The sequence below is a fragment of the Microvirga sp. VF16 genome (genome assembly GCF_016864375.1).
Classification (GTDB): Bacteria; Pseudomonadota; Alphaproteobacteria; order Rhizobiales; family Beijerinckiaceae; genus Microvirga.
In genome coordinates, this window is sequence record NZ_CP069356.1 from 534,107 (window position 1) to 546,066 (window position 11,960).

10 protein-coding genes and 2 pseudogenes are annotated in these 11,960 nt (G+C 64.1%); 5 read left to right on the forward strand and 7 right to left on the reverse strand.

Annotation, left to right across the window (positions count from 1 at the left end; translation table 11 throughout):
* Nucleotides 1-10 precede the first annotated feature (10 nt).
* A complete protein-coding gene (locus JO965_RS34850) occupies nucleotides 11-1,921 on the reverse strand; it encodes a potassium transporter Kup (RefSeq protein ID WP_203446529.1) in 1,911 nt (636 codons plus the stop codon).
* 144 nt (nucleotides 1,922-2,065) lie between these two features.
* Here JO965_RS34850 and corA point away from each other — a divergent pair, with 144 nt between their 5' ends.
* Nucleotides 2,066-3,079: a magnesium/cobalt transporter CorA gene (gene corA, locus JO965_RS34855; protein ID WP_203446530.1), complete on the forward strand. Its 1,014-nt coding sequence runs from the start codon at nucleotides 2,066-2,068 to the stop codon at nucleotides 3,077-3,079.
* A gap of 17 nt (nucleotides 3,080-3,096) precedes the next feature.
* On the opposite strand, the pseudogene JO965_RS49015 reads toward corA, so the two are convergent.
* From JO965_RS49015 to JO965_RS34880, 6 genes and pseudogenes are all read right to left on the reverse strand, one after another.
* Nucleotides 3,097-3,513: pseudogene (locus tag JO965_RS49015) on the reverse strand (DUF1194 domain-containing protein).
* Nucleotides 3,398-3,900: pseudogene (locus JO965_RS49715) on the reverse strand (DUF1194 domain-containing protein). The pseudogenes JO965_RS49015 and JO965_RS49715 overlap by 116 nt, the downstream one beginning before the upstream one ends.
* Before the next feature lie 342 nt (nucleotides 3,901-4,242).
* Nucleotides 4,243-5,052, reverse strand: coding sequence for a DUF1194 domain-containing protein (locus tag JO965_RS34865; RefSeq protein WP_203446531.1), 810 nt, complete (start codon nucleotides 5,050-5,052; stop codon nucleotides 4,243-4,245).
* Between the two features lie 36 nt (nucleotides 5,053-5,088).
* Nucleotides 5,089-6,078 (reverse strand): magnesium transporter CorA family protein, encoded by a 990-nt coding sequence (locus tag JO965_RS34870; RefSeq protein ID WP_203446532.1) that lies wholly within the window; start codon nucleotides 6,076-6,078, stop codon nucleotides 5,089-5,091.
* Between the two features lie 24 nt (nucleotides 6,079-6,102).
* Nucleotides 6,103-6,330 (reverse strand): hypothetical protein, encoded by a 228-nt coding sequence (locus JO965_RS34875; protein WP_203446533.1) that lies wholly within the window; start codon nucleotides 6,328-6,330, stop codon nucleotides 6,103-6,105.
* 386 nt (nucleotides 6,331-6,716) lie between these two features.
* On the reverse strand, nucleotides 6,717-6,959 hold the full coding sequence (locus JO965_RS34880) for a hypothetical protein (protein WP_203446534.1): 243 nt from the start codon (nucleotides 6,957-6,959) through the stop codon (nucleotides 6,717-6,719).
* Between the two features lie 476 nt (nucleotides 6,960-7,435).
* On the opposite strand from JO965_RS34880, the gene kdpF reads away from it, so the two are divergent.
* The 4 genes from kdpF to kdpC are packed head-to-tail and all read left to right on the forward strand — an operon-like array spanning nucleotide 7,436 to nucleotide 11,924.
* Complete coding sequence (gene kdpF, locus JO965_RS34885; protein WP_203446535.1) at nucleotides 7,436-7,525, forward strand: K(+)-transporting ATPase subunit F; 90 nt, start codon at nucleotides 7,436-7,438, stop codon at nucleotides 7,523-7,525.
* Between the two features lie 9 nt (nucleotides 7,526-7,534).
* Nucleotides 7,535-9,244: a potassium-transporting ATPase subunit KdpA gene (gene kdpA / locus JO965_RS34890; RefSeq protein ID WP_203446536.1), complete on the forward strand. Its 1,710-nt coding sequence runs from the start codon at nucleotides 7,535-7,537 to the stop codon at nucleotides 9,242-9,244.
* Between the two features lie 10 nt (nucleotides 9,245-9,254).
* A complete protein-coding gene (kdpB, locus tag JO965_RS34895; RefSeq protein WP_203446537.1) occupies nucleotides 9,255-11,312 on the forward strand; it encodes a potassium-transporting ATPase subunit KdpB in 2,058 nt (685 codons plus the stop codon).
* A gap of 12 nt (nucleotides 11,313-11,324) precedes the next feature.
* Entirely contained in the window at nucleotides 11,325-11,924 is a 600-nt protein-coding gene (gene kdpC / locus JO965_RS34900; RefSeq protein ID WP_203446538.1) for a potassium-transporting ATPase subunit KdpC, read from the forward strand.
* Nucleotides 11,925-11,960 lie beyond the last annotated feature (36 nt).

Consider the following 11,960-nt stretch of genomic DNA (forward strand, 5'->3'; position numbering starts at 1 on the left):
ATGCCTTCGGTCAGATCGTGATCCGCGCACCCACCTCGACGGCCCGATCCTCCGGGATGCAGAAATGATCCGAGGCGTCGCTCGCCGAGCGCGCGAGCGGGATGAAGATGTTGTCCTGCCACAGCGGCAAGCCCGACTGACGCGACGCCTGCAAGGCCCGCCGCGACAGGAAGAATGACACGTTCTCCAGATCGAAGCCTGCCTCCCGTAGCGCCCTGGGCAGGTTCGGGCTCTCCATGAAGCCGAACCGCACCATCACGCGCGAGAACCGGTCCGAGAGCTTCTCAATGGTCACACGCCCTTCTTCCAGGAGACGCGGCACCTCCTCGGTCACCACGGTCAGGATGACGTTCTGGTCGTGCAGCACCTTGTTGTGCTTCATATTGTGCAACAGAGCCGCCGGAACGTCCTGGGCGTTGCCGGTCAGGAACATGGCCGTGCCGGGCACCCGCGGCACTGGACTGCTCTCGGCCATCCGGATGAACTCGGGCAGGGGCGGACGGCCCTGATGCGAGATCTCGGCCAAGAGACGCGAGCCCTTGCGCCACACCCACATCAGGGTGAACAGCCCCGCGCCGGTCAGCAGCGGGAACCAGCCGCCCTGCGGGATCTTGAGCGCGTTGGCCCCCAGGAAGATCAGCTCGATGACGAAGAACGGCGCCAGCACCAGCACCGTGACCACTGGTGACCAGCGCCAGAACTTCCAGGCCACGATGAACAGGAGACATGTGGTGATGACCATGTCGCCGGTCACGGCGATGCCATAAGCGGCCGCGAGGGCGCTGGAGGTCTCAAACAGCACGACGAGCAGGATGACGGCGGCGAGCAGGAGCCAGTTGATGAACGGGATATAGATCTGGCCCTTCTCGGTTTCGGAGGTGCGTAGGACCCGGAAGCGCGGCAGCACGCCCAACTGCATCGCCTGCTGCGAGATCGAGAACGCGCCGGTGATCACCGCCTGGCTGGCGATGATGGTGGCCACCGTGGCGAGGATCACCATCGGCAGCAGCGCCCAGGAGGGGTAAAGCAGGAAGAACGGGTTCTCCAGCATCTCGGGATGAGCCAGCAGCATGGCGCCCTGGCCGAGATAGTTGAGGGCGAGCGCCGGCAAGACGAAGCCGAGCCAGGCGGCGCGGATCGGCGCGCGGCCGAAGTGGCCGAGATCGGCATACAGCGCCTCGGCCCCGGTAACCGACAGGAAGACCGCGCCAAGCGCGAACAGTCCGGCCGTGCCGTGGCTTACCAGGAAGCTGAGGCCATGGACCGGGTTGATGGCGCCGACGATGCCTGGGTCGTCCAGGATGTGCATGAGGCCGCCGATGCCCATGACGGCAAACCAGAAGGCGGTGATCGGCCCGAAGAACATCGCCACGCTCGCGGTCCCGTGGCGTTGCACCGCAAACAGGCCGATCAGAATGGCGAGGCTGAGTGGCACGACGTAGGGATCGAAGGCGGGCGTCACCAGCTTGAGACCCTCGACCGCTGAGAGGACGGAGATCGCGGGCGTGATGATGGCATCGCCGTAGAACAGCGAGGCGCCGACCATGCCGAGGATGATGGTGGCGCCGGTGCTGTGGCCGAGGGCGCGTTGCGCCAGGGTCACGAGGGAGAGGGTGCCGCCCTCGCCGTTGTTGTCGGCCCGCAGGACGATGGCCACGTACTTGAGCGTGACGATGATGATCAGGGCCCAGAGGATCAGGGAGACCACTCCGATCACCATCTCGCGCGTCAAGGCGGCGTGACCCGCATGCGCGGTCGCGGCGGCGAGGCTTTCCTTGAGGGCGTAGAGCGGGCTGGTGCCGATGTCGCCGTAGACCACGCCGATGGAGCCGAGCGTGAGGGCCCAAAAGGAGGTCGGGGCAGCGTGCGCGTAGTCTGGAGAGCCGGTGGCGGTGGCTGCGCTGACTCCGGTGGTGGCCATGATCAGCCCTCCCTTACTGACAAAACGTACTCGGCTTCCGTGGCCTAACGGAGCCGTGCCCTGGAGGGTTTCACCTTGGGCGGCACGCGGGTGTCGGCACCCCCGCCGGGGGCACCGTACGCCACTGCCAAGCGTTGATAGGTCATGGCGAACTCGCTCAAGCTCGTTTCAGCCCAGCCCGGCCGCACCCCCGGCGTGGTGGCCGCGGCCGCCTATGCGGGCGGCCGGCGCGTGGCCGATATTGCTATCGACGAGGCGGGGGAATGGTCCCGCAAGCCGGGGCACGTGGTCTGGATCGGCCTGCACGAGCCCGGTCTCGATCTCCTGCGGCGGCTCCAAGCCGAGTTCGGCCTGCACGAGCTTGCCATCGAGGATGCGCTCAAGGCGCACCAGCGGCCCAAGGTCGAGCAATACGGCGAGGCGCTGTTCGTGGTGGCCCGCACGGCCCAGATGCTGGAGGGGCGGATTGCCTTCGGCGAGACGCACCTGTTCATCGGGCGTGGTTACGTGATCTCGGTCCGCCATGGGCCTTCCACGACCTACACGCCGGTCCGGGAGCGCTGCGAGGCCGCCCCGAAGTCCCTCTCGGAGGGGGAGGATTTCATCCTTTATGCCATTCTCGATTTCATCGTCGACAACTACATGCCGGTGATCGAGACGATCCAGGCGGAGGTCGAGGAGATTGAGGACAGCGTCCTGAGCGCGAATCCATCTCAGGACCAGATGACCCGCATCTACCAGCTCCGCCGGGATCTTCTGCGGCTGCGCAATGCCGCGGTGCCGCTGGTCGAGGTCTGCCGCCGCCTGGAGCAGCCCGGGCTGCCGGGGATCGACGTGGCGATGCAGCCGCTGTTCCGTGACGTCTCCGACCACATCCGCCGGGTGCAGGAGGAGATCGAGTCGCTGCGAGAGGTGCTGGCCTTCGCGTTCGAGGCGAGCCTGATGCGGGGCCAGTCCCAGCAGACCGAGATCACCCGCAAGCTCGCCGCCTGGGCGGCCATCCTGGCGGTGCCAACGGCGGTGGCCGGGATCTACGGCATGAATTTCGAGTTCATGCCCGAGCTGCAATGGAAGTACGGCTACGCCCTCGTGCTGGCGATCATCGCGTCGGTTTGCGGGTGGCTTTACTGGCGCTTCCGCCGAAGCGGCTGGCTTTGATCCGCTCCCGGAATTGGTCAATTCCCCATTCGCTGCTGCCGCCGGAGTTCTCCGGCCAGGCAATTGGCCCGTGCTTCCGCCTGGGCCGGCTGAGCAAGGAGCTCGGTCTGGGGCCTTTCGGCAATCTCACGGACGACCTTCGTCCGGATGGCTGCGGCAAACTGCGCTTTCTCCCGCACCGGGATCATGAACGCGCCCGGTCCTCCGATCACGCAGTCACAGAAGTACAGGTCGAGGTTCTCTATGTCCCAGAAGCCGTCGGGCCGCTTCAGCATGATCGGCAAGCCGTTGATCGTGATCCCCTGAGCCAGGGCCTAGTCACGCGCCACCGTGACCGCGCGGCCCTGGTTGTTCGCCCCATCGCCGGAGATGTCGATCACCCGGCGAGCGGGATCGACCCCCCCTCTCGCGGAGCAGCCCGATACTGAAATCAACCACCCCTGAGACGAATGTGTATCCCGCGCGGCGGATCGGGCTTCGCGCCAGACGTTCGGCAAAACCAAGCGCATCCTCGGAATACTCGATCACGGTCCAAGGGACGACGACCTCTTGCTCCATGGCCCCAGACCACTCGGCATAGACGACGGCAATACGTCCAAGCATGCCCTGGCGGATGGCGCGGTGCACTTCCGGCGAGCGGAAGGCATCGACTAGCCTTCCCGTTGCAGTTCCTGCTCACCCGTCTCCATGGACTGGGAGATATCGACCGCGAGCACGAGTGCGAGATCAACCTCGGTCTTGGCTTGGGCGCTCCCAGCCCCTGTGACCGAGATCCCTATAGCCACCAGCAGGGTTGCAAGGCAGCGCCTGATGCCGACCATCCTAAGCTCCCGTTCAGGCAGTCAAGGCTACGCTACCGTTTGATTGCGGCAGCAGGGGGACGGGATGATCGCTCGTCCCAGGTCATGACGGGAAGTAGGTATGGCGACACGGCGGCTACGACTGATAACGTGGCACCATCATCAAGACCTAACACGGCAAGCCCACAGGCAGGAAAGCGCGGCCCGACGTCTGATTGTCCTGGCCGAAACCCTCGACACGGCAGGCCGACCGAAAGCCGCGAAGCGCATGCTCCGCCTGGGCCTGCGATTCCGGGTTCGAGGGCTCTGCCTCTTGGCTCAGGCCGAAGCACTGAACTGGTCTGGCAGGGATGCCAGCAGCCTCTAATTGCCAAACCGGTCCTGCCAGCGGGCCTCGCCCGCGAAGCAGTTCGCCCGACGGGTCGCATCACCTTGCACGGGTCTGATCAGAGGCTCCTCGGACGGCGGCAGCCCTGAGACTTCAAGGAGGATCTTGGCCTTGATCGCCAGTTGGAACTGCGACCTCTCGCGTGCCGGCACCATGAAGGCGCCCGGACCGCCGATGACACAGTCGCGGAAGTAGAGGTCGAGGTCCGGATCGTCGAGGGAGCCCGGCTTCTTCAGCATGATGGGCAAGCCGTTGATCGTGATCCCTTTCGCAAGGGCTTCGTCGCGGGCGTGCGTGACCGAGCGGCCCTGGTTGTTGGCGCCGTCACCGGACACGTCAATCACCCTGCGGGAGGCCTCTAGGCCACTGCCGTCGAACAGGTTCGCGGCTGCATCGATGGCGCCCGAGACCGACGTGCGCTGCGCCCGGTGCAACGGGATCGAGGCGATCCTGTCGGCAAAGGCCATCAGGCTCTCGATATTGTCGAGGATCGTCCAGGGGATGATCACCTGCTGATCTCCCGATCCGGCCCATTCCATGTAGGTGACGCCGATCCGGCCCAGCATGCCATGGCGGATCGCGTCGTGGACGAGCGGCGAACGGAACGCCTCGGCAAAGCCCTCCCGCTGCAATTCCTGCTCGTCCGTGTCCATGGAGTAGGAGATGTCCACAGCAATGACGAGGGCGAGATCCACCTCCGTCTGCGCCCGGGCGGGCATGGTGGGGATCAGAGCCGCCACCCAGGTGAGAGCGAGAACAAGCAACGCGCGCACGGGGTGGAGCATGGCGATCCTCCTGGCGACCGGCCGGAGGGACGAGGGCTAGAGCCAGCCCCTCCACTTGAACCAATGATAGGGCAGTACGGCCGAGATCACCATGAGGACCAGGGCGACGGCATAGCCGTAGTCCCAATCCAGCTCCGGCATGAATTCGAAATTCATGCCGTAGATCGTGCCGACCAGGGTCGGCGGCAGAAAGAGCACGGCGGCAATCGAGAACACCTTGATGATGCGGTTCTGGTCGAGGTTGATCAGTCCGAGCGTCGCGTCATGCAGGTACACGATCTCGGACGAGAGCTGTCCCTCGTAGGCCGAGAGCGAGCGCAGGTCGCGCTCGACCTGCTTCAGCCGGGCCGGGCTGCCATTGGTGAGCCACTCCTCGGCGCCCTGGCGCAGGTACGGCACCAGCCGCGACAGCGACAGCAGGCTCTCGCGCAGGATCGCCACCGTCATGTTCTTGCGCCCGAGCCGCTTGATCAGCACCTGGAGCTCGTCCTCGACCCGCTTGGCCCGGCGTTTCGGTCTGCGGTCCTCGATGAACAGCCTTGTCGAGACCTCGTTCAAGTCGGCGGCCACCATCTCCAGCACGTCAGCGGCGCGCTCGACGATGCTCTCCAGGAGCGAGGCCAGGAGGCTGTCGCTGGTGGTGTGGGCCTCCGGCTGGCGCTGGCACTTGGCCATGAACGTGCGGAAGGGCACCGGGTCGGCGTAGCGCACCGAGACCAGATGGGTTGGAGTGAGCACGAAGGTGACCTGGGTACGGGACGGCCGGCCCTCGGCCACGCCGTTGATGATCACGGCGGTCATGACCAGGGCGCCGTGCTCCTCGTACAGGCGGGCCGATTCCTCGATCTCGGCCATCTCCTGCCGGGTTGGCACCTGAAGCCCGAGCAGCGCCTCGACGGCCTTCTCTTCCTCGTGCGTGGGATCGAGGAGGTCGATCCAGAGCATGTCAGAGGGAGCAGGGAGCGTGGTGCTCTCGTGTGCGAGGCGCACGAGACGGCCCTGGCGCAGGCCATGGAAATGCATCATCGGTTCGTTCCAGCGTGTAACGGATCAGCCGCGCGTGTGCTTCGCCGGCGGGGTAACGTGATGGGCGAGGTTGTCCGGCGAGGATGCCGCAACTTCGGGGTCGAAGGCGACGGCGGCGATGTGCAGGCCGATGATGGGCACGAACACGAGGCCGAGGAGCAGGGCCACCATCAGCAGAATGCTGCGGTCGTCCGCGGAAGCAGGCTCAGGGCGCTCACGGGCGCGGAGCGGGATCAGGTTCAGGAGGGTCATGGCTCACCTCGGTTCCGACCAGCCGTTGCAGACCGGTCGTAGGCGAGCCGATCAAGCGATCAGGCGCGCGCGGGCCGGCAACGGCGTGGTCAATCGACTGGGACTGTCGCTTGGCATGGGGTTCAGGGTTCCTGTGGGTTCGACGCCCGCCGAAGCAGGGCGCCGATGAGAAGCCAGATGCGCCCGTTGCAGTTCCCGGTCAAGCCAAAAAGGGAGCTTGCACCAAGAACCTAGAGAATAAAGCAAGTCGGCCGCTCGCTTGTCCAGGGAACAACGTCAGTTCGGTCGCCGCGCACCAGTGTTTTCCGATCACTGGTATTTCTGTCTCTGAGGAGGCGTTTATTCGCCAGATTTTCGGAAAAGTGTCTTATCGGAACTACGCGACACTAATTGTCATCCTCGCCGCGCGGCCAGCGGCGTTTCGAGCGATCATCATCCCGTTCACGTTGGCGATACACGCGCCGTTCATAGACGGTTCGCCCCCGTCCCTCGTCCGTGATGACAGTATCGACCCGAGTATGGACCCCATTTGAGGAGTTCGAACTGGAGTTTGAGGACGTGTTGCCGGCGTGACTCGGCGTCGCGACAGAAAGGGCAACCAGCATTAAGAACGTGAGCAGGTATTTCACCGCAGATCTCCTGGTTTCATGTCGCTTGCGAAGAAATCACTGTTGGCCTGAATGGGCGATGAAGGAAGCACTCAATAAGTGATCCTCTGCGAAGTCGATCTACCGAGCTAAGGGGAGTTGCAGCCGTGACGTGCCGCTATCTCTCCAGATAGCATGCTCTGCAACTAGGCTGAGGTTTTGCAGAGGCGCGATGCGCTGACCTTAACACGGCGGCATGCAGAGACCGTTGCTGGCCCGATCAAGCCTCTTCGCCAAGCATCCCTCAGTTCAAAAGGTAGCTAGTCCTTTATACCGCCTTTATATTCTCTGCCGCATTTCCCAATCGAGACTTGATGCCCTTCAGAGCTAGCTTGCGGCACTCCTATCTATGGGTGCTGTTATGGATGATCTTGTCTATCTCGTTGTCGGCCTCGGGTTCTTCGCGCTGATGGCGCTGTATGCTCGTGCAGCCGAGCGGCTGTGAGGGAGGCCTCTCCATGTCCCTCGATCTTCTCCTTGGCGGCACCGTCGCCTTTGGGCTCGCTGCTTACCTAGTCCTGGCGCTGGTCAGGCCGGAACGCTTCTAGGAGCCCGTCATGACACTCATTGGCTGGCTCCAGATCGCCATCATTCTTGCAACCGTCTTGCTGGCAGCGATCCCCATAGGAGCCTTCATGGCGCGGATCTATGCAGGCAAGCGCACGTTCCTTTCGCCTGTGCTGGATCCTGTCGAGCAAAGCTTCTATGCCTTGGCGGGCGTCGATCCTGCCCGCGAGCAGGGCTGGCGTGCCTATGCGCTCGCCATGCTCGTGTTCAACGGAGCAGGATTCCTGCTGCTCTATGGTATCCTGAGGATGCAGGGTGTCCTGCCGTTCAATCTGCAGGGCTTTGGCGGCCTCTCGCCGGATCTTGCCTTCAACACCGCCGTCTCGTTTGTCACCAACACCAACTGGCAATCCTATGGTGGCGAGACCACCATGAGCCAATTCTCGCAGATGGCAGGGTTGACCGTGCAGAACTTCCTGTCGGCTGCGACGGGGCTTGCTCTCGCCATGGCGCTCGTGCGGGGCTTTCTCCGCTCCAAGGTCGGCACGGTCGGCAACTTCTGGGCCGACATGACCCGCTCAACCCTCTATGTCCTCCTCCCTCTTGCTGCCGTCACGGCGCTTGTGCTCGTGGCGCTGGGGCTGCCGCAGACCCTGCGTGCTTCCGGCGATGCCACGACGCTTGAAGGCGCGAAGCAGATCATCGCTCTCGGGCCCGTTGCGAGCCAGATCGCGATCAAGCAGCTCGGCACGAATGGCGGCGGATTTTTCAACGTGAATGCGGCGCACCCCTTCGAGAACCCGACGGCGCTGACGAACGTCGTGCAGATCTGGCAGATGCTGGTGATCTCAGTCGCTGTCGTGTTCGCCTTCGGGCGCCTCGTCGGGGACAGCCGGCAGGCACGGGCCCTGCTTTGGGTGATGGGCATCCTGCTTGTGGCCGGCATCGGCATCACCTACGCGGCCGAAGCCGTTGGCACGCCGATGCTGCACGCGGCGGGCATCAACCCGGCCGATGGCAACATGGAAGGCAAGGAGGTTCGCTTCGGCTTGGCTCTCTCTGCTCTGTGGGCCGCCGTCACCACCGGCCTGTCCACGGGTGCGGTCAATGCCATGCATGCGAGCTTCACACCCATCGGCGGATTGATTCCGATGTTCCTGATCCAGCTCGGCGAGATCCTGCCGGGCGGTGTCGGATCGGGCCTCTACGGCATCCTCGTCATGGCAATCATCGCCGTGTTCGTGGCGGGACTCATGGTCGGCAGGACACCGGAGTATCTCGGCAAGAAGATCGAGGCGAAGGAGGTCAAGATGGCGATGCTCGCCATCCTGATCCTGCCGACCGCGATCCTCGGCTTCTCGGCGGTTTCAGCCGTCATCCCGCAAGGGCTCGCCGGGCTCCTCAATGCGGGACCGCACGGCCTTTCCGAGATCCTCTATGTCTATTCGTCGGCGGCCGGCAACAATGGCTCCGCCTTCGCAGGCCTGACCGCCAACTCGCCCTGGTACAACACGACGCTCGGGCTCGCGATGCTGCTCGGCCGCTTTGCCTACATCGTGCCGATGCTGGCCATCGCGGGATCGCTCTCGGCGAAGACGAGGCTTGAATCCTCGACTGGCACGTTCCCGACCCACGGTCCGCTGTTCATCGGCCTGTTGATCGGCGTGATCCTGATCCTCGGCGGACTTCAGTTCTTTCCGGCTCTCGCTCTCGGCCCCATCGCCGAGCAGATGCTGATGCTGGCGGGCAAGACATTCTGACAGGTGCTCCATGAGCAAACACATTCAACCGACTGTATCGATGCTCGACGGAGCGATCCTGCGTCAGGCGATCCTCGACTCGTTCAGGAAGCTCGATCCTGGAAAGCTCATTCGCAATCCGGTGATCTTCGTCACGGAGGTTGTAGCTCTGCTCGTTACCATCCTCCTTGTCCGGGATCTTGTGACAGGTGCATCTGCCTTCTTCACGGGGCAGATTGCGGCGTGGCTCTGGTTCACGGTAATCTTCGCTAATTTCGCCGAAGCCGTGGCCGAAGGGCGTGGCCGGGCGCAGGCCGACACGTTGCGCCAGGCCCGGACGCAAACCGTCGCCAAGCGGCTTTACGATCAGGAGCGCAAGGAACTGTATGTCACGGTGCCCGCTCTCGACCTCGAGGTCGGCGATCTCGTGCTCATCGAGGCCGGGGACCTGATCCCGGGTGACGGTGAGGTCGTGGAAGGCATCGCCTCGGTGAATGAGGCCGCCATCACAGGCGAGTCGGCGCCTGTGATCCGCGAATCCGGCGGCGATCGCTCCGCCGTGACGGGCGGCACGACTGTGATCTCCGACCGGCTCGTTGTCCGCATCACGGCGGCGCCAGGATCCTCGTTCCTGGACCGGATGATTGCCCTCGTGGAAGGGGCCGAACGGCAGAAGACCCCGAACGAGATCGCTCTCAACGTCCTGCTGGCGGGCATGACCATCGTCTTTCTGATCACCATCGTGACTCTTGCAGGGTTGGGACACTACTCAGGAGCCGATGTTCCCGTTCCGGTTCTGGTGGCGCTGCTCGTGACGCTGATCCCGACGACAATCGGCGGCCTGCTCTCGGCCATCGGCATCGCGGGCATGGACCGACTGATCCGCTTCAATGTGCTTGCCATGTCGGGCCGTGCCGTGGAGGCCGCAGGCGACGTCGATACGTTGCTCCTCGACAAGACGGGCACCATCACCTTCGGCAACCGCATGGCGTCCGAGATCATCCCGGTGTCCGGCGTCTCGGAGCGCGAAGCGGCGGAAGCTGCATTGCTCGCGAGCCTTGCGGACGAGACGGCGGAGGGCCGCTCGATCGTGGCGTTGGTTCAGGAAAAGTATGGTGTGCGAGTTCCGGAGCAGTCGCCGGAGAATGCCCGCTTCATCGAATTCACCGCAACGACACGTCTCTCTGGCGTTGATCTCGGCAATCGATCCTTGCGCAAGGGAGCGGTGGATGCCGTACTCCGCTTCGTTCGCGACGCCAGCGGGCGGAGCGTGACGGATCAGGGTTTTGCAGCCGCCGTGGACCGGATCGCCCGCTCGGGCGGCACGCCGCTCGGGCTCGCCGACGGCAACCGGATCCTGGGCGTCATCCACCTCAAGGATGTGGTCAAACCCGACATCAAGGAACGGTTCGCGGAACTGCGCCGCATGGGCATCCGCACCGTCATGGTGACCGGCGACAATCCGGTGACGGCGGCGGCGATTGCCTCGGAAGCGGGCGTCGACGACTTCATTGCTGAAGCCACGCCACAGGACAAGCTCAACTACATCCGCCGTGCTCAGGCCGAAGGGCGCCTCGTCGCCATGTGTGGCGACGGCACGAACGACGCTCCGGCTTTGGCGCAGGCGGATGTGGGGGTTGCGATGCAATCCGGTACGCAGGCTGCCCGCGAGGCCGGCAACATGGTGGACCTCGACTCCAGCCCGACGAAGCTCATCGAGATCGTCGGCATCGGCAAGCAGCTCCTGATGACGCGTGGCTCGCTGACCACGTTCTCCATCGCCAACGACGTCGCCAAATACTTTGCCATCATCCCGGCGCTGTTCGTGGCGGCCATCCCCCAGCTCGGTGCGCTCAACGTCATGGGCCTGTCAACGCCGCAGAGTGCCATTCTGTCGGCGGTGATCTTCAATGCCCTCATCATCATTGCGCTGATCCCGCTCGCCTTGCGCGGCATTCCCTACCGCGCTCTGGGGGCTGCAACTCTGCTGCGTCGCAATCTCCTGATCTACGGCTTGGGCGGACTCATCGTGCCCTTCATCGGCATCAAGATCATCGACCTCGCTGTCACGGCGATTGGCTGGGCCTGAAAGGAGGCCGACATGTCCCATCTTCGTCCCGCTTTGGTTCTCCTCCTGCTGTTCACAGCCCTGACAGGGCTTGCCTACCCCTTGGTTTTGACGGGGATCGGCCAGGCTCTCTTCCCCGCACAGGCCAGCGGAAGCCTCATCACACGAGACGGCCGCGTGATCGGCTCCGATCTGATCGGACAAGCGTTCACATCCGACCGCTACCTGTGGCCACGCCTCTCGGCGACGAGTGCTCAGGATCCGGCGGATCCGACAAAAACGGTGGATGCGCCCTATAACGCGGCGGCGTCGGCAGGCTCCAATCTGGGGCCAACCTCCCAGAAGCTGGCGGAACGCCTGACGGTCTCCGCCGAAGCCTGGCGCGGATTGGGCTTGGCACAGCCAATCCCCGGGGATGCGATCACCACCTCCGGCAGCGGCCTCGACCCGCACACGTCCCCGGCCTACGCGGAGGAGCAGGTCGGCCGAATTGCCACGGCTCGAAACCTTCCCGAGGCTCAGGTCCGGCAGGTCATCGAAGATGCAACCGAGGGACGTACCTTTGGAGTCTTCGGGGAGCCACGGGTCAATGTCCTGCGGGTCAACCGCGCGCTCGACCGGCTGGGTTCGTGAGGGACACGACGATGGTTTATCCTAAGACGCAGGAGG

Coding starts and splice junctions, on each gene's coding strand:
- JO965_RS34875 (WP_203446533.1), bottom strand. CDS start 6,330: ATGACCCTCCTGAACCTGATCCCGCTCCGCGCCCGTGAGCGCCCTGAG.
- kdpC (WP_203446538.1), top strand. CDS start 11,325: ATGTCCCATCTTCGTCCCGCTTTGGTTCTCCTCCTGCTGTTCACAGCC.
- JO965_RS34850 (WP_203446529.1), bottom strand. CDS start 1,921: ATGGCCACCACCGGAGTCAGCGCAGCCACCGCCACCGGCTCTCCAGAC.
- kdpA (WP_203446536.1), top strand. CDS start 7,535: ATGACACTCATTGGCTGGCTCCAGATCGCCATCATTCTTGCAACCGTC.
- kdpF (WP_203446535.1), top strand. CDS start 7,436: ATGTCCCTCGATCTTCTCCTTGGCGGCACCGTCGCCTTTGGGCTCGCT.
- corA (WP_203446530.1), top strand. CDS start 2,066: ATGGCGAACTCGCTCAAGCTCGTTTCAGCCCAGCCCGGCCGCACCCCC.
- kdpB (WP_203446537.1), top strand. CDS start 9,255: ATGAGCAAACACATTCAACCGACTGTATCGATGCTCGACGGAGCGATC.
- JO965_RS34870 (WP_203446532.1), bottom strand. CDS start 6,078: ATGATGCATTTCCATGGCCTGCGCCAGGGCCGTCTCGTGCGCCTCGCA.
- JO965_RS34865 (WP_203446531.1), bottom strand. CDS start 5,052: ATGCTCCACCCCGTGCGCGCGTTGCTTGTTCTCGCTCTCACCTGGGTG.